The sequence below is a fragment of the Rhodoferax sp. SPJ4 genome, assembly GCF_058216275.1.
Genome location: NZ_JBYZMN010000004.1, coordinates 124,450 through 142,003 on the forward strand (window position 1 = coordinate 124,450; position 17,554 = coordinate 142,003).

Annotated in this window: 15 protein-coding genes; all 15 read right to left on the bottom strand. The window is 67.8% G+C overall.

The annotated features are described in order from the left end of the window. Positions 1-15 precede the first annotated feature (15 nt). The 15 genes from AC4BAR_RS13725 to uvrA all read right to left on the bottom strand — a co-directional run bounded on the left by AC4BAR_RS13725 (position 16) and on the right by uvrA (position 17,445). Positions 16-537 (bottom strand): c-type cytochrome, encoded by a 522-nt coding sequence (locus AC4BAR_RS13725; RefSeq protein WP_490628446.1) that lies wholly within the window; start codon positions 535-537, stop codon positions 16-18. After that, positions 530-1,792 (bottom strand): sulfite dehydrogenase, encoded by a 1,263-nt coding sequence (gene soxC / locus AC4BAR_RS13730; RefSeq protein WP_490628447.1) that lies wholly within the window; start codon positions 1,790-1,792, stop codon positions 530-532. Before soxC ends, AC4BAR_RS13725 begins: the two co-directional genes overlap by 8 nt. Positions 1,793-1,797: 5 nt before the next feature. Then, positions 1,798-2,511 carry a Crp/Fnr family transcriptional regulator gene (locus AC4BAR_RS13735; RefSeq protein WP_490628448.1) on the bottom strand — a complete coding sequence of 238 codons (714 nt, stop codon included), beginning with the start codon at positions 2,509-2,511 and terminating at the stop codon, positions 1,798-1,800. Between the two features lie 185 nt (positions 2,512-2,696). Next, positions 2,697-3,461, bottom strand: coding sequence for an enoyl-CoA hydratase (locus tag AC4BAR_RS13740; RefSeq protein WP_490628449.1), 765 nt, complete (start codon positions 3,459-3,461; stop codon positions 2,697-2,699). Positions 3,462-3,493: 32 nt separating this feature from the next. After that, a complete protein-coding gene (locus tag AC4BAR_RS13745) occupies positions 3,494-4,087 on the bottom strand; it encodes a 2-hydroxychromene-2-carboxylate isomerase (RefSeq protein WP_490628450.1) in 594 nt (197 codons plus the stop codon). A gap of 29 nt (positions 4,088-4,116) precedes the next feature. Further along, on the bottom strand, positions 4,117-4,842 hold the full coding sequence (locus AC4BAR_RS13750; protein WP_490628451.1) for an SDR family oxidoreductase: 726 nt from the start codon (positions 4,840-4,842) through the stop codon (positions 4,117-4,119). A gap of 88 nt (positions 4,843-4,930) precedes the next feature. Continuing rightward, complete coding sequence (locus AC4BAR_RS13755; RefSeq protein ID WP_490628452.1) at positions 4,931-5,752, bottom strand: acyl-CoA thioesterase; 822 nt, start codon at positions 5,750-5,752, stop codon at positions 4,931-4,933. A 199-nt stretch (positions 5,753-5,951) separates the two neighbouring features. Next, entirely contained in the window at positions 5,952-7,148 is a 1,197-nt protein-coding gene (locus tag AC4BAR_RS13760) for an acetyl-CoA C-acyltransferase (RefSeq protein ID WP_490628453.1), read from the bottom strand. A gap of 37 nt (positions 7,149-7,185) precedes the next feature. Beyond that, positions 7,186-7,722 (bottom strand): DUF4442 domain-containing protein, encoded by a 537-nt coding sequence (locus AC4BAR_RS13765; protein WP_490628454.1) that lies wholly within the window; start codon positions 7,720-7,722, stop codon positions 7,186-7,188. 18 nt (positions 7,723-7,740) lie between these two features. Then, positions 7,741-10,140, bottom strand: coding sequence for a 3-hydroxyacyl-CoA dehydrogenase/enoyl-CoA hydratase family protein (locus AC4BAR_RS13770; protein ID WP_490628455.1), 2,400 nt, complete (start codon positions 10,138-10,140; stop codon positions 7,741-7,743). 70 nt (positions 10,141-10,210) lie between these two features. Beyond that, positions 10,211-12,007 carry an acyl-CoA dehydrogenase C-terminal domain-containing protein gene (locus tag AC4BAR_RS13775; RefSeq protein ID WP_490628456.1) on the bottom strand — a complete coding sequence of 599 codons (1,797 nt, stop codon included), beginning with the start codon at positions 12,005-12,007 and terminating at the stop codon, positions 10,211-10,213. A gap of 4 nt (positions 12,008-12,011) precedes the next feature. After that, positions 12,012-12,734, bottom strand: a complete 723-nt coding sequence (locus tag AC4BAR_RS13780) for a TetR/AcrR family transcriptional regulator (protein ID WP_490628457.1) — start codon at positions 12,732-12,734, stop codon at positions 12,012-12,014. Between the two features lie 230 nt (positions 12,735-12,964). Continuing rightward, entirely contained in the window at positions 12,965-13,660 is a 696-nt protein-coding gene (gene pdeM, locus AC4BAR_RS13785) for a ligase-associated DNA damage response endonuclease PdeM (RefSeq protein ID WP_490628458.1), read from the bottom strand. 43 nt (positions 13,661-13,703) lie between these two features. Further along, positions 13,704-14,351 carry a nucleoid occlusion factor SlmA gene (gene slmA / locus AC4BAR_RS13790; protein WP_490628656.1) on the bottom strand — a complete coding sequence of 216 codons (648 nt, stop codon included), beginning with the start codon at positions 14,349-14,351 and terminating at the stop codon, positions 13,704-13,706. Positions 14,352-14,412: 61 nt separating this feature from the next. Beyond that, a complete protein-coding gene (gene uvrA / locus AC4BAR_RS13795) occupies positions 14,413-17,445 on the bottom strand; it encodes an excinuclease ABC subunit UvrA (RefSeq protein ID WP_490628459.1) in 3,033 nt (1,010 codons plus the stop codon). Between the last annotated feature and the right edge of the window lie 109 nt (positions 17,446-17,554).

Here is a 17,554-nt window from a genome sequence, read left to right on the forward strand (position 1 = left end):
CCTGCGCGTGAAAGCTCAGCGGCGCGGCGGCAGCGGGGTGCTCACAAAGCCGTCGCGGTTGGGCATGCGAACCGCCGGCAGGCGGGTGGCGTCCATCACCGCGTCGGCGCCCACCACCCCGTTTTCGGCCAGCAAATAGGCTGTCAGCGCATAGACCTCGGCGTCGCGCAGGCTGCCCGGCTGGGCCATCGGCATGGCACGCCGGATGTAGTCGAACAGCGTGGTGGCATAAGGCCAGTACTGGCCCAGGGTCTTGGTGGGGTGGCTGTTGCCGGCCAGCGGCGCCCGGCCCACCAGCGGCCCGCCGTCGCGGCCGCCCTCCCCCTTGTCGCCATGGCAGGCGGCGCAGCGGGCGGCGTACAACACCCGGCCCTCGGCCACCGTGCCCTGGCCGGGCGGCAGGCCGCGGCCATCGGCAAACACCGTGCGCTCCAACGCGGCCAGCGTGGCGGCATCGACCGGCTGGCCGCCACGGGGCTGGGCCCCGGCCGTGCCCAGGGCGGCGGTCAGCAGCAGCACGACGAGCGACTTAGCCATGGCTGTGGCTGACATCGCCGTTCTCATCGACCTCCCACAACACGATGGCGTTGTAATGGTAAAAGCCGCGCCGGCCACGCGCCGCCACCAGGGCTTCGCGGGTGGGCTGGACCTGGCCCCACTCGTCGGTGGCCCGGCTTTGCAGCAGCGCGGGCTGGCCGTTCCAGCGCCAGGCGGCGCGGAAGCCTGTCAGGCAGCGCGGCAGCACCGGGTCTTGCAACTCGGCCTCGGCCCAGCTGGCGCCGCCGTCGGCCGACACCTCGACCCGGCGGATGCGGCCATGGCCGCTCCAGGCCAGGCCTTGCAGCTGGTAGAGGTTGGGGCCTTGCAAGCGCTGGCCGTGCGACGGCGAGGTGATGACCGACTTGGTGTCCATCACAAAGCTGAACTGGCGGGCCTGGTCGTTGGGCAGCAGCTCGGTGTAGCGGGCGGTTTCGTTGCGCGCCATCGCCGGCTGATCGGCCACCTGCAGGCTGCGCAGCCACTTGACGCTGAGCACGCCTTTCCAGCCCGGCACGATGAGCCGCACCGGGTAGCCGTTTTCCGGCCGCAGCCGCTCGCCGTTCTGGTACAGCGCCACCAGGCAGTCGTCCATGGCCTTGGTCAACGGCAAACTCATCTGCATGGCACCGGCGTCGGCGCCGGTGGCCACCAGCCAGCCACTGCCAGGCAACACACCGGCCTCGTCCAGCAGCAGCGACAGCGGCACGCCGGTCCATTCGCTGCACGACACCAGGCCGTGCACCAGGCCCACCGGGCGCTGCACCGGCTCCTCGAACCAGCCCGCGCTGCTGTTGCCGGCGCACTCCAGAAACAGCAGCTGCGAGCGCAGCGGGTAACGCAGCAGCGCCTCCATGCTGAACTGCAGCGGCTGGCGCACCCGGCCATGAATCACCAGCTGGTGGCGGGCGGGGTCGATGGCCGGTGTGCCGTTGTGGCTGCGCACAAAGTGCAGGCCGGTGGGCGTGACCATGCCTTGCAAACGCTCCAGCGGCGTCCAGGCCGCGCCGTTGCCGGGGGAACTGGGGAAGTTCAGGCCAATGCGGCGCACCACCGCCTGCTCCTGCGGGGCCGGCTGGCCATAGGGCAGAAAGCCCTGCCCAGGCTGGGTGGTCCAGGGCGGCGGCTCTTGTGAATGGGCCGCCGCACCGGCCACCGCCGAGGCCAGCACCAGGCCACGGCGCATGAACACCCGGCGGTGCAGCAGGCCACCACCGGCCACGGCGTCGTTCGGCAGCGGGTCGAGCGGGTCCATGCCCTTCACCCCTTGGCCAAGCGCACCGCGGGCCGGCCCTCGGCCTCGCCCCAGTGGCCACGCAGGCCGTCGAGGTCCAGCACCGTGACACCACCGAACTCGATGCGCAGCAGACCGGCCTTTTCCAGCGCGTGCAAAGCGGCATGGGCGCGCTGGCGAGACACCGCCGCCAGCAGGCCAATTTCCATTTGACTCAGCTGCACAAACGGCCCAGCCTGGGGGTAGAGGTCGGGGTCGAACAGGCTGGCCAGACACCGCGCCACGCGGGCATCGGGGTAGTGCAAGCGGTCGTACTCCACCAGGCTGATGAACAGGCTCAGCCGGGCGTTCAGGTGCGAGGTCAGGAATTGGTTGAACGGCAGGCTGGTGTTCACCAGGCGCTGGAAACTGGCGCGGGGCACACAGGCCACCAGGGTGTCGCGCACGGCCACCACGTCGTAACGCCAGCGGCCCTGTTTCAACAAGGTGCCTTCGCCAAACCAGGCCCCGGCGGCCGAGCCGGTGAAGGTGGACAAACGCCCGTCGGGGGTCGACACCGACATCTTGCACAGGCCCTCGATCAGGCCAGGCCAGAAGAGGCCATCCTCACCCATGCCCAGCACCGTGGCGCCAGCGGGCACCGCCTTTTCCCAGCTCTCAGCACAGACCTGGTCGACCTCGTCCGGCGTCAGGGCCCGTGCCCAGATGCTGGTGCGCAAAAAGTCGTTCAGTGAGGACACGAGGGGTTCCGTGGGGCAAGCGCGGCTGAAGCGCCGATTGTGAACCGCCCGTTGGGCGGTTGCACAGCGGCAGCGCCAGGGTATTCCCTGCGACCCGCCCGCCTTCACACCTTGGGAAGTCGGGCTTGCGCTTTTGGCGAAAGCCCAATACCGGCTGCGCCGGCGGGCCTACGGCCTGCCCGCCTTCACACTTTGGTGAAGTCGGGCTTGCGCTTTTCCATGAAGGCGGTGAAGGCTTCGCGGGCGGCGGGTTCGCGCAGCATGCGGCCGAACACCTCGGCTTCGTCACTGATGCGTTTGGCCACCGCGCCGGCCTGGCCCAGCTTCATGAAGCGCTTGGTTTCGATCAGCGAGCTGAGCGGCTTGGCAGCCAGCTTCAGTGCCTGCTTGTGGGCCAGCGCGTTGACCTCGGTGGGTGGCACGATGCGGTTCACCAGGCCATACTCCAGCGCGGTTTCGGCGCTGAAGGGCTCGCCCAGCAGCAACGCCTCGGCTGCGCGGTGGTAGCCCAGCAGCGCCGGCGCCAGCAGGCTGGAAGCGGCCTCGGGGCACAGGCCCAGGTTGACGAAGGGCATGGCAAAGGCCGCGTTGTCGCCGGCATAGACCAGGTCGCAATGGAACAGCATCGTCGTGCCAATGCCCACCGCCGGGCCGGCCACTGCGGCCACCACCGGCTTGGCCATGCCGCTGATGGCACGCAGGAACTGGAACACCGGCGCGTCTTCGGTGGCGGGCGGGTTGTTCAGAAAGTCGGCGATGTCATTGCCGGCCGAGAAGATGCTTTCGTGGCCCTGCATCACCAGCACCCGCACGTCGTCGCGGCTGCCGGCCTCGTGCACCGCCAGGGCCATGGTGGCGTACATGGCGGCGGTGATGGAGTTCTTCTTGTCGACCCGGCTCAGGGTCAGGGTCATCACGCCGGCTTCGACGTGGGTCAGGATGTCGCTCATGGAGGGTCTTTGCAAGTGGGTGAGGAAAACGCTCAGGCGGCCAGCGCCTCGCGCACGAAATCAAGCCGGTCCTGGCCCCAGAACATCTGGTCGCCGACAAAGCTGGTGGGCGCGCCAAACACGCCCCGGGCCACGGCGGCCTCGGTGGCGGCTTTCAGCGCGTCTTTCACTTCCTGCTCCTGCGACAAGGCCAGCAGTGCGGCGGCGTCAAAGCCGGCCCGGGTCAGCACCTCGGCCACCACCGCCGGGTCGTTGAGGTTGTGGTTGTCGACCCAGATCGCCCGGTAGATGGTGTCCATGTACTCGGCGAAGCGCGGGTCAGCGCGCAGCTGCAGGGCGATGGCGATGCGCATCAACGTGGTGGTGATGATGGGGAAGTTGCTGTTCAGCACCAGCGGCACGCCGTAGCGGCGGGCAAAGCGGCCGAAGTCGGTGAACACATAGGTGCCTTTGGGCAGCACCGCGATCGGCGGCCGGTTGCCGGTGGCCTGGAACACACCGCCCAGCAGCATGGGTTTGTAGACCACGGTGGCGCCAGTCTCCGCACTGAGCTTGGGCAACTGGGTGTGGGCCAGGTAGGCCGCGGGGCTGCCGAAATCGAAGTAGAACTCGAGGGTCTTGGCCATGGGGTCTCCAGTGTTGTGGGGCGGCAGCGTCAAAAGGTTTCCATCCACGGCCGCAGGTCCATCTCGTGGGTCCAGGCGTCGCGCGGCTGTTGGTGCAGCATCCAGTAATTCTCGGCGATGTGGTCGGGATTGAGGATGCCGTCCTTGTCTTTCAGCGCGTAGGTGGCCGGGAACAGGGTGCGGATGAACTCGGTGTCGATGGCGCCGTCGATCAGGGTGTGGGCCACATGGATGCCTTGTGGCCCCAGCTCGCGCGCCATGCTTTGCGCCAAGGCGCGCAAGGCCATCTTGGCACCGGAGAAGGCGGCAAAGCCGGCCGCACCGCGGGTGGACGCGGTGGCGCCGGTGAAGAGAATGGTGCCGCGTTCGCGCGCCACCATGCGTTTGGCCACCTCGCGGCCGTAGAGAAAACCGCCAAAGGCCGCCATCTCCCAGATCTTGAAATAGCGCCGCGCGGTTTCTTCCATCACCGGGGTGCGCACGTTGGCGCCGATGTTGAACACCAGGGCCTCGATGGGGCCGATGTCGGCCTCGATCTGCGCCACCAGTGCCACCACCGCGTCTTCCTTGCGGGCGTCGGAGCCAAAGCCGTGGGCGGTGCCGCCGTCGGCCCGGATCTGCTCCAGCAGCGGCTGCAATTTGTCGGCGTCGCGCCGCACCGCACACACCGTGAGGCCACCGCGGGCGAAACGCCGGGCGATGGCGCCGCCGGTGGCGTCACCGGCGCCCACAATGAGGGCTACGCCATGGGTCATGGTGTTTCGCCGCCGGGCCGCCCCAAGGCGAAATGCACCCCCTCGGGGGGCAGCAACGACACGTCAGTGCGGAGCGTGGGGGTCATGTCTATTCCTTGTAGTAAGCGAGCTGGTGCGTCGTGACCAGCAACTCGCCTGCCTCGTTCCAGAGCTGCGCCGCCTGGTCGTAAAAGCCGTTGCGGAACCCTTGTGCCTGGGCCTGGGCCAGCAGAAAACCGGTGCCGGTGGCCGCCAGTTGCGCCGCGTCGGCATGGAAGTAAATGGTCAACGTGACCGTGCCCACCGGGACCCGCCGCGCGCGACGCAACCAGATGCGGGGATAGAAGACATCGGACATCGCGGTCAGCGACAGAAAGTCCAGCGGCCGCGGCGCGGCGTCGCGCACCCACAGCCGGGTGACGCTGTCCGTGCCGCCACCGTCCCAGACCGTGGGGATGGGGCCGGCCACCGGCCGCATCTCGTAGCGGTGGATCCACTGCACCTCGGCAAACATCGGGATGGGTGCCACCGCCTCGGGCCGTGGCACCGGTGGCATGGGCAACTCGTCCAGGCTCCAGGTGCTGCGGCGCACCGAGGTCATCGCGGTGCCGGTGGACACCATTTCTTCCGTGCCCTCGCTGCCGGCCTGCCAGAGTTCCAGCACCCAGTGCTGGGTGGAACGGTTGGTGCGCACCGGCCGCGCCACCACACGCACCGGGCCGGCGCCCACCGCGCTGGCGTAGTTGATGGTCAGTGACAAGGGATCGCCCAGCCGCTGCGGGTGCAACAGCACCGCATTGAGCAGCATGGCGGCGGTGATGCCGCCATAAGGGCCCACCATGTTCCAGTAGGCCGGGCTGGGGGTGCCCACAAAGTCACCCCCCGCTTGCGCCGCGAGGGCCAGCGCTTGGTCAAACACATGCACAGTCATGCTGCGCAGTGTGCCGGTTTTTGCAGATTCACACTGCCGCCCCGGTGACTTTCCCACCCACGCTGTCCGCAGCCTCCAGCCGCGTCGCGAGCGGGATGAGATGCAAGGCGCGGGTGGCGGGGCACCGGAGCGACCTTGAGGGTCGTGAGGATGTCCCGACGGGCCCCGCAACGCCGCAGATCGCCCGCGCAGCAGCGGATCAGACGCGTTCGAAGATGCCGGCGGCGCCTTGGCCCATGCCCACACACATCGTCACCATGCCGTATTTCTTGTTGTGCCGGCGCAGCGCATGCACCACGGTGGCCGCACGAATGGCACCGGTGGCGCCCAGCGGATGGCCCAGCGCGATCGCGCCGCCCATGGGGTTGACCTTGCTCGGGTCCAGACCCAGCGAGTTGATGACGGCAATCGACTGCGCGGCAAAGGCCTCGTTCAGCTCGAACCAGTCGATGTCGTCCTGCTGCAGGCCGGCGTAGCGCAGCGCGGCGGGAATCGCCTCGATGGGGCCGATGCCCATGATGTGGGGCGGCACGCCCTTGGAGGCATAGCTGACGAAGCGGGCCAGTGGCGTCAGGCCGAAACGCTTGACCGCGTCGCCGCTGGCCAGGATCAGTGCGCCGGCGCCGTCCGAGGTTTGCGAGCTGTTGCCGGCGGTGACCGAGCCGCGGGCCGCAAACACCGCACGCAGCTTGGCCAGGCCTTCGACCGTGGTGTCGGGCCGGGCGCCCTCGTCCAGGCTGACGGTGCGGGTGGTGGTGGTGACTTCGCCGGTGTCCAGGTTGGGTGTGCGCTCGGTCACTTCAAACGGCGTGATCTCGTCGGTGAACTCGCCGTCCTTCATCGCCGCAATCGCCTTCATGTGCGAGCGGTAGGCGAACTCGTCCTGCGCTTCGCGGCTCACCTTCCACTGGTTGGCCACCTTCTCGGCGGTCAGGCCCATGCCGTAGGCGATGCCGATGTTCTCGTCGTTGCCGAACATGGCGGGCGACAGCGAGGGCGAGTTGCCGCTCATGGGCACCAGGCTCATGCTTTCCACGCCGGCGGCAACCATCACGTCGGCCTCGCCGACGCGGATGCGGTCGGCCGCCATCTGCACTGCCGACACGCCGGAGGCGCAGAAGCGGTTGACGGTGATGCCACCCACGCTGGTGGGCAGGCCGGCCAGCACCGCGCCGATGCGGGCGATGTTCAGGCCCTGCGGGCCTTCAGGAATGGCGCAGCCGCAAACGATGTCTTCGATCGCCTTGGGGTCCAGCGTGGGCACCTGGGTCAGCGCCGATTGCAGCGCGCGCACCAACAGGTCGTCGGGCCGCACGTTGCGGAAGGAACCGCGGTGCGAGCGGCCGATGGGCGTGCGCGTGGCGGCAACGATGTAGGCGTCTTGCACTTGTTTCATGGGGTCACTCCTTTGGGATTCTGGAAAGGCGCCGGGCTCAGGCCGGGACGCGGGTGGGCTGGGGCGCGGCCGACTTGGTCGACGGCACCCAGGCCCAGATGAATTCACACACGATGGGCTGTTCGCCCGAGGCGTCGGTCACGGTCACCGGGACCACCACCTCGCCCTTGTCCTGCGACCGCATCAGCGCGCGCTGCGGCGCGCTCAAATGCGCCACCGCCCGCATGTCGCCCTGGGTGCGGCGCTTGAACTGCACGCTGAGCGCCTTGGCCAGCGGCAGGCAGTCGTCGCGCACGTTCATGCCCACCACCATGCCGGTGGCGGTTTCCGCCAGCAGCGTCATGGCCGCGGCGTGCACGCCCTGGATGTGGTTTTGCACGCTGCGCCGGTTGGCGATGGCAATCTCCACCTTCTCCGGGGTCATCACCACAAAGTCCAGACCGGCCGTGCCGGTGAAGGGCACGGCGCGGCGCAAGGCCAGGTTTCGCAAGCGCCGGCGCAGCGGCGCGGGCAGCTTGTCCAGCCGGGCCAGCTGGCGCGCCAGGCGGTTGGGACGGGGGGTAGCGTCAGCCATGGTGGGCGTGTGGCGGCGTCAGTTGCGCACCGGCTTGCCGGTGGACATCATGCCCATGATGCGCTCTTGCGTTTTCGGGTGGGTGATCAGCGAACAGAAGGCCTTGCGCTCCAGCGCCAACAGGTACTCCTCGGTCACCAGCGTGCCGCCGTCGATGTCGCCACCACAGACCACGCCGGCGATCAGGCTGGCGATGTGGAAGTCGTGCGCGCTGATGAAGCCACCGTCGCGCATGTTGACCAGCTGGCCCTTGATGGTGGCCAGGCCGTTGCGGCCGGCCACGGCAAACGGGCGGCGGTGCGGCGGGCGGTAGCCGGCGTTGAACATGGCCTTGGCCTCGTTGATGGCCACATACAGCAGCTCGTCCTTGTTGGGCACGATGACATCGCTGTCCAGCACATAGCCCAGCTTGCGGCTTTCCAGCGCGCTGGTGCCCACCTTGGCCATGGCGGCACCGGTGAAGCCTTCGGTGAGGAAGGGCAGCAGGTCCTTGTTCATCGAGGTGGCGGCGTTCTCGGCCGCCCGGCGGGCGATGTAGGCCAGGCCGCCGGCGCCGGGCACCAGGCCCACGCCCACTTCCACCAGGCCGATGTAGCTTTCCATCGCCACCACCCGCTTGGCCGAGTACACGGCCAGCTCGCAACCGCCGCCCAGCGCCAGGCCACGGATGGCCGACACGGTGGGCACACCGGCGTAGCGCATCTTCAGCATGGCCTTCTGCAGTTCGTGCTCGGCGCCCTCAATGGCGCTGACACCGGCGACCATGAAGGCCGGCATCATGGCCTGCAGGTCGGCACCGACCGAGAACATCTCGTCGGGCGACCAGACCACCAGGCCCTTGAAGTCTTTCTCGGCCATGTCCACGCCCAGCGCCAGGCCCTCGGCCACGTCGGGGCTGATGGCGTGCATCTTGGTTTTGATGCTGGCGATCAGCACCTCGTCGTCCAGCGTCCACAGGCGGATGGCGTCGTCCTCGTGCAGGGTCTTGCCAGCGGTCTTGGCGTCGGCGGCGTTGGCGCCCAGCACGCTCTCGGGGAAATGCTGGCGGTCATAGACCGGCAGGTGGCGGCGCGGCACAAAGCGGGCCTCGGACGCGCTCCACGAGCCTTGCGGCGTGTGCACCCCACCGGCCTCGGCCACCGGGCCGTTGAACACCCAGTCGGGCAGCGGCGCGCTGGAGAGCGTCTTGCCGGCGTCAATGTCTTCCTTCACCCACTGCGCGACCTGGCGCCAGCCAGCTTCTTGCCACAGCTCGAACGGGCCCTGCTTCAGGCCAAAGCCCCAGCGCATCGCAAAGTCGATGTCGCGTGCGCTTTCGGCGATGGTGGCCAGGTGCACCGCGGCGTAGTGGAAGCCGTTGCGCAGAATCGCCCACAAAAACTGGCCTTGCGGGCCTTCGCTCTCGCGCAGCAAACGCAGGCGTTCGCCGGCCGGCTTTTTCAGCATGCGGCTGTAGACCTCGTCGGCCTTCTGGCCGGCGGGCACGTACTCTTCGGACTCCAGGTCAAAGCGCAGCACGTCGCGGCCGGCCTTTTTGTAGAAACCGGCCTTGGTTTTCTGGCCCAGCTGGCCCAGCTCGATCAGCTTCTTCAGCACCGGCGGGGTGCCGAAGCTGGGGTAGAAGGGGTCGGTGGCTTCGCTCAGCGTGTCCTGCAGCGTCTTGATCACATGGGCCATGGTGTCCAGGCCCACCACGTCGGCGGTACGGAAGGTGCCGGAACTGGCGCGGCCCAGCTTCTTGCCGGTCAGGTCGTCCACCACGTCATAGCTCAGGCCGAAGTTCTCCACCTCTTTCATCGTGCCCAGCATGCCGGCAATGCCGACCCGGTTGGCGATGAAGTTGGGCGTGTCCTTGGCCCGCACCACGCCCTTGCCCAGGCCGCTGGTGACAAAGGTCTCCAGGTCGTCCAGGATCTGCGGCTGGGTGGTGGGCGTGTTGATCAACTCCACCAAATACATGTAGCGCGGCGGGTTGAAGAAATGGATGCCGCAAAAGCGCGGCTTGATTTCCTCGGGCAAGGCCTCGCTGAGCTTGGTGATGCTCAGGCCCGAGGTGTTGGACGCCACGATGGCGTGCGGTGCGACGAAGGGCGCGATCTTCTTGTACAGGTCGAGCTTCCAGTCCATGCGCTCGGCGATGGCCTCGATGATGAGGTCGCAATCGCGCAGCTGCTCCAGGTGCTCTTCGTAGTTGGCCTGGCCAATCAATACAGCGTCATCGGCCACACCCAGCGGGGCCGGCTTGAGTTTCTTCAGGTTGTCGATGGCGCGGGTGACGATGCCGTTCTTGGGGCCTTCCTTGGCCGGCAGGTCGAACAACACCACCGGCACCTTGCAGTTGACCAGGTGGGCGGCGATCTGCGCGCCCATCACGCCGGCGCCGAGCACCGCCACTTTTTTCACTTGAAATCGGGACATGTTTTATTCCTGAGGCTGGCGCCAGACCCGCCCGCGCGGGGCGGGTCTGGCGCAGGGGTGAAACGCTGGCTCAGGCCAGGGCGAGGTCGGTGTCCATCAGCACCTTGGCGCCGGTGCGGGCGGTGCGCATCAGCATGGTGGTCTCGGGGAAGAGCTTGGCAAAGTAGAAGCGCGCGGTCTGCAGCTTGGCGGGGTAGAAGGGGTCGGTGTTGCCGGCGGCGATTTCGCGCAGCGCCACCTGGGCCATGCGGGCGAAGAAGTAGCCAAACACCAGGTGGCCGGCCACGCGCAAATAGTCCACCGCGGCGGCACCCACCTCGTCGGCGTTCTGGAAGCCCTTGAAGCCGATCTCGGTGGTGAACTTGGTCATCTGGTCACCCAGGTAGGCCACCGGGTTGATGAACTCGGCCATCTTCTCGTTGACGCCTTCTTCTTCCACCAGCTTGGCCACCAGCTTGCCGAACTTCTTCAGCGTGGCGCCGTTGTTGCCCAGGATCTTGCGGCCCAGCAGGTCCAGCGACTGCACGGTGTTCGTGCCTTCGTAAATCATGTTGATGCGGGCATCGCGCACGAACTGCTCCATGCCCCACTCCTTGATGTAGCCGTGGCCGCCAAAGACCTGCTGGCACATGGTGGTGGCCTGGAAGCCGTTGTCGGTCAGGAAGGCCTTGACGATGGGGGTCAACATGGCCACCAGTTCGCCGCTCTCGGCCCGCACCTTCTCGTCGGGGTGGTTCAGTTCCTTGTCGAGCAGCAGGGTGCAGTAGATGGCCAGCGCACGGCCGCCTTCGGCATAGGCCTTGGCGGTCAGCAGCATCTTGCGCACGTCGGGGTGGACGATGATGGGGTCGGCCGGCTTGTCTTTAGCCTTGACGCCGGACAGCGAGCGCATCTGGATGCGGTCCTTGGCGTAGGCCAGCGCGTTCTGGTAGGCCACCTCGGTCAGGCCCAGCGACTGGTTGCCCACGCCCAGGCGGGCGGCGTTCATCATCACGAACATCGCGGCCAGGCCCTTGTGCGGCTTGCCCACCAGGGTGCCGACCGCGCCATCGAGCACGATCTGCGCGGTGGCATTGCCGTGGATGCCCATCTTGTGCTCCAGGCCGCCGCAGTAAATGCCGTTGCGCGAGCCCAGCGAGCCGTCGGCGTTCACATTGAACTTGGGCACGATGAACAGGCTGATGCCCTTGCTGCCGGGGGGCGCATCAGGCAGGCGGGCCAGCACCAGGTGCACGATGTTGGCGGCCATGTCGTGTTCACCGGCGCTGATGAAAATCTTGTTGCCGGTCAGCTTGTAGCTGCCGTCGGCCTGCGGTTCGGCCTTGGTGCGCAGCATGCCCAGGTCGGTGCCGCAATGCGGCTCGGTCAGGCACATGGTGCCAGTCCACTCGCCGCTGGTCAGCTTGGGCAAATAGGTTTTCTTCTGTTCGTCGGTGCCATGGGCGTGCAGGCACTCGTAGGCGCCATGGCTCAGGCCGGGGTACATGGTCCAGGCCTGGTTGGCCGAGTTCAGCATTTCATAGAAACACTGGTTGACCACAAAGGGCAGGCCCTGGCCGCCGTACTCGGGGTCGCAGGACAACGCGGCCCAGCCGCCTTCCACGTACTGGGCGTATGCCTCCTTGAAGCCCTTGGGCGCCTTGACCTCGTGGGTCGCGCGGTCCAGCGTGCAGCCTTCTTCGTCGCCGCTGATGTTCAGCGGAAAGGTCACTTCGGCGGCGAACTTGCCACCTTCTTCCAGCACCGCATTGATGGTGTCGGCGTCCACGTCGGCGTGCTTGGGCAGGGCCTTGAACTCGTCGGTGACCTTGAAAACCTCGTGCATCAGGAATTGCATGTCACGCAGCGGGGGGGTGTAGGAGGGCATGGTGTCAGTCCTTGGTACGGGGGGAAACAGGGGTGGAAGAAACGGCGCGCAGGCTGGGCGCCGGGGACGGCAGGCCGCCCTCGGCGCCGTAGCGGGCCAGGATGTTGTCAAAGCCGGTGCGGGCCCGGGTCACGGAAGCCGGCACCTTGAGGAAACGGGCCTCGTAGTGCAGCGCCAGAATCAGGCCGTGCATCTCGAAAGCCATCTGCCGGTGGTCGGCGTCGGCGCTCAGGTGGCCGGCGTCCTTGGCCTGTTCGACGCCGCGGTTGATGGCGGCCAGCCAGGTCTGCACCGAGCCGGCCAGCGCGTCGCGCACCGGGCCGGGCCGGTCGTCGAACTCGACCGCGCCGCTGATGTAGATGCAACCCGAGTCGATCTCAACCGAGGTGCGCTTCATCCAGTTGTCGAACATGGCCTTCAGGCGGGGCAGGCCGCGCGGCTGGCTCATGGCGGGGAAGAACACCTCTTCCTCGAAACGCGCGTGGTACTCTCGGATCACCGAGATCTGCAGTTCCTCACGGGAACCGAAGTGGGCGAACACGCCCGACTTGCTCATCTGGGTGACTTCGGCCAGCGCGCCGATGCTCAGGCCATCGAGGCCGATCTGTGTGGCCAGACCCAGGGCGGCGTCGACGATGGTGGCCTTGGTCTGCTGGCCTTTGTGCAACCCGCGTGCCGGCCTGTCGGTGGCGCGGGGCGGTTTGGTTTGCGGGGAGGCGGTGGGCATAAGGTCCTACAAAACGAACGGTCGTGCTATTTTGCAGGATTTTCCCTTTGAGAGCCCAAATTTGCCGCTTTTAGAGCCTTCCGCCTAAGAAAAGAGGCACAAATCGGCCGTCAACATGCGGGTTTTCCCTCGGAATCTGCCGCCAACAGCCGTCATCGGCTTCGAAAAGCCCCTTGAGCCGCTGCGGGTGGTGCCAACCGGCCCGACCCTGCCGGCTGCGGCCGCTTTTTTCAGGAGTGGCGGCGCGCCAGAGACGGTGGCGGCGTGGCCGGCACGGCCAGCACCTGGTCCCCGGCGATGGCAAACACCCGGTCACCGGGGTGGCGAGCCACCGGGTGCATGCCGGTGAACTGGCCGAAGGCCGGCAACACCCCCACCGGATGGCGGACGGCATCACCCAGCCAGAAACAGGGCAGACGCAGCCGGTCGCGGCCAGCCCCGGCCACCGACACACAGGGGTGCCAGTGGCCGGCCAACACATAGCCGCCAGCCTGCGGCTGCGGGTGGTGGCACAGCATGAAGGGGCCCAGCGGCAGCGGCTCGTCCACCACGGCGATGCCCAGGTGGGCCGGCGGGTCGCCGGCACGGTCGTCGTGGTTGCCACGCACCAGCGTCAGTTCCAGGTCGGGGTGGGCGGCACGCCAGTCGGCCAGCGCGGTGAGCGTGGCGCCGCCCTGGGCCCGGGCCGAATGCAGGAAGTCGCCCAGAAACACCAGCCGGGCGGCGTTGGTTTCGGTGAGCAGCGCACTCAGCTCGGCCAGGGTCTCGGCGGTGCTGCCGCAGGGCACCGGCACACCCAGCCGGCGAAAACTCTGCGCCTTGCCGAAATGGGCGTCGGCCAACAGCAGGCAATGGTGGTCGGGCAGAAACATCGCCCCGCTGGGGTGCAGGGCCACCCGGCTGCCGGCGAGGTCAATCTCAAGCATGCAACAGACCGCTGGCCATGGGTGGTGGCGGGCGGCCTGGCGCCTAGAGCATGCGGGTCAGGCTGCGGTCCAGCTGCTCGGACGGCAGACGCCGGAAGCCGGAGCGGGCGTAGCGCTGCAAGCGCCCCACCGCGAACGAGGTCAGCACCGAGGCCTGCACCTGGGCGTCCACCGTGGGGGTGGGTGAGGCACCGTCGGCTGCGGCCGGCCGCAGGCACTGGCGCAGGTTGGCCTCGAACTTGTCGAAAAACTGGTTCATGCGCTGCTGCAGCCGCTCGTGTTCGAACACCAGCGCGTCACCCACCATGACCCGGGCCATGCCGGGGTTCTTCTCGGCAAACTGCAACAGCATGGTGACCATCTGGCCGGCCTGGCCCTCGCCCGCCTGGGGCAGGTCGGTCGCACGGGCGCTGATCTGGTTGATCAGGCTGAACACGCTGTGCTCGATGAATTCGATCAGGCCCTCGAACATCTGGGCCTTGCTGGCGAAGTGCCGGTACAGCGCGGCCTCGCTGACGTCGAGGCGCGCGGCCAGCGCGGCGGTGGTGACCCGCTCCGCGCCGGGCTGTTGCAGCATCTCGGCCAGCGCCTGCAGGATTTGCACCCGGCGCTCGCCCGGCTTGGGCCGCTTGCGGCCCGCCTCGGCGGCCGGCGGCGCGGCAGGGGTGTCTTCGGTCGCGGGGGCGGTCATGGGCAGGTCGGTCACGGATCGATTTTGGCACAGGGCCAGGGCCACCCGGCCAGCCCCCGGCTCAGGCCAGCAGCCGCTTCAGGTAGCGCCCGGTGTGGCTCTCGGGGCAGGCGGCCACGGTCTCGGGCGTGCCCACACACAGCACCTGGCCACCACCGGCGCCGCCTTCGGGGCCCATGTCGATCAGCCAGTCGGCGGTCTTGATGACGTCCAGGTTGTGCTCGATGACGACGATGGTGTTGCCGGCGTCGCGCAGCTGGTGCAGCACCTTCAGCAGCAAATCGATGTCGGCAAAGTGCAGGCCGGTGGTGGGCTCGTCGAGGATGTAGAGCGTGCGGCCGGTGTCGCGCTTGGACAGCTCCAGCGCCAGCTTGACCCGCTGGGCCTCGCCGCCCGACAGCGTGGTGGCGGCCTGACCGAGCTGGATGTAGCTCAGGCCCACGTCCAGCAGCGTTTGCAGCTTGCGCGCCAAGGTGGGCACGGTGCTGAAGAAGGCGTAGGCCGCCTCCACCGTCAAATCCAGGATCTGCGCGATGTTCTTGCCCTTGTACTGGACCTCCAGGGTCTCGCGGTTGTAGCGCCGGCCGCGGCAGACGTCGCAGGGCACATACACATCGGGCAAAAAGTGCATCTCCACCTTGACCACACCGTCGCCCTGGCAGGCCTCGCAGCGGCCACCGGCCACGTTGAAGCTGAAGCGGCCGGGGCCGTAGCCGCGCTCGCGCGCCATGTTCATCTCGGCCATCAGCTCGCGGATGGGGGTGAACAGCCCGGTGTAGGTGGCGGGGTTACTGCGCGGCGTGCGGCCAATCGGCGACTGGTCGACGTTGATGACCTTGTCGAACTGGTCGATGCCGTCCAGCGCCTCGTGCGGCGCCGGCTCGTCGTGGGAGCGGTAGAGCTGGCGCGCCACCGCGGCGTACAGCGTGTTGTTGACCAGCGTCGACTTGCCCGAGCCGGAAACCCCGGTCACGCAGGTCAGCAGGCCCACTGGCACATCGACGCTGACGTTTTTCAGGTTGTTGCCGCTGGCACCGGTGATGCGCAGGACCTGGGCCGGGTCGGGCACATGGCGCTGGGTAGGCACGGCGATCTTCAGCGTGCCGGCCATGTAGCGGCCGGTGAGCGATTCGGGGTGGGCCTGGACCTCGGCACAGGTGCCCTGGGCAATGATGCGGCCGCCGTGCACACCGGCGCCCAGCCCCATGTCGACCACATGGTCGGCGGCGCGGATCATGTCTTCGTCGTGCTCGACCACCAGCACGCTGTTGCCGAGGTCACGCAGGTGCTGCAGCGTGCCAATCAGCCGGTCGTTGTCGCGCTGGTGCAGGCCGATGCTGGGCTCGTCCAGCACGTACATCACGCCGGTCAGGCCGGAGCCGATCTGGCTGGCCAGCCGGATGCGCTGCGACTCGCCACCGCTCAGCGTCTCGGCGCTGCGGTCCAGGCTCAGGTAGTTCAGGCCCACGTCGTTCAGAAAGCTCAGCCGGGCGCTGATTTCGCGCACCACCCGGCCGGCAATCTCGCCCTTGGCGCCGTGCAGCTGCAGGGTCTTGAAATAGTCCAGGCACTCGCGCAGCGTCACATGGCCAATCTGGTAGATGGCCCGGGCCTGGTCGCCCTCGCCCACCTTGACCGCCCGGGCCTCGCGGCGCAGCCGGGTGCCGCCGCAGTCCGAGCAGGGCTGGGTGGAACGCAGCCGGCCCAGGTCTTCGCGCACCAGCACCGAGTCGGTCTCGCGGTAGCGCCGCGCCATGTTGGGAATGATGCCCTCGAAGGCGTGTTTTTTGGTGAGCTTCTTGGCCGCGCCGCCGGCGCCGTCCATCAAATAGCTGAAGCGGATGACCTCGTCGCCCGAGCCCTGCAGCAGCACCTGCTGGGTGGCGGCGGGCAGTGACTCGAACGGCGCCTCGATGTCGAACTGGTAATGCTTGGCCAGGCTTTCCAGCAGGCTGAAGTAATGCGCGTTGCGCCGGTCCCAGCCCTTGATGGCGCCACTGGCCAGGCTCAGCGACGGGAAGGCCACCACCCGGGCCGGGTCGAAGTGCTCTTCGGTGCCGATGCCGTCGCAGGTCGGGCAGGCGCCCACCGGCGAGTTGAACGAGAACAGCCGCGGCTCCAGCTCGCTGATGGAATAGCTGCAGACCGGGCAAGAGAATTTGGCATTGAACAAATGCTCCTGCGCGCTGTCCAGTTCCACGGCGATGGCCCGGCCCTCGGCCAGCCGCAGCGCCGCTTCAAAGCTTTCGGCCAGGCGCTGACGCAAGGTATCGGGCTCCATGGCCCCCACGCTCGGCACTGGCGTGTCCTCGCTGCCCCCCGAGGGGGCCGTGCCTTGCTCAGGGCGGCCCAGCGCGGCGGCGGACGGCGTCACGGCGGCCGTCGATGCCCGGCGCACTTTGACCCGGTCGATTACCACGTCAATGTTGTGCTTCTCGGTCTTCTTCAGCTTGGGCAGGTCGTCGTACTCGAAGGTCTGGCCGTCGACGCGGAAGCGCACATAGCCCTGGGCCTGCATCTCGGCAAACACCTCGGCGTACTCGCCCTTGCGTTCGCGGGCAATCGGCGCCAGCACCATCAGCCGGGTGTCTTCCGGCAGCGCCAGCACCGCGTCCACCATCTGGCTGACCGTCTGGGCCTGCAGTGGCAGGTCGTGGTCGGGGCAGTGCGGCGTGCCGGCGCGGGCGAACAACAGGCGCAGGTAGTCGTGGATCTCGGTCACCGTGCCCACGGTGGAGCGCGGGTTGTGGCTGGTGGCCTTCTGCTCGATGGCAATGGCCGGGCTCAGGCCCTCGATCAGGTCGACATCGGGCTTGTCCATCAGCTGCAAAAACTGCCGGGCGTAGGCGCTCAGGCTTTCCACATAGCGGCGCTGGCCCTCGGCGTACAGCGTGTCAAAGGCCAGGCTGGACTTGCCCGAGCCGCTCAGGCCGGTGATCACCACCAGCCGGTTGCGCGGCAGGTCGATGTCGATGTTCTTCAGGTTGTGGGTGCGCGCGCCGCGGATGCTGATGCGCTGCCCCGCCAGGGCCTGGCCCAGGTAGGCGCCCGCGTCAGGGGGGGCGAGATGGCGGCCGTCGGTCGAAGAATTCAAGGTGGGCAATCGGAAGACAACCGACCATGATAATGAAGGACGGCCCCCGCCGCACGCCGGCGCCGGAGTTCGGGGACAATTGCCGCTTTTGGGCCACGGCCCGCCACCC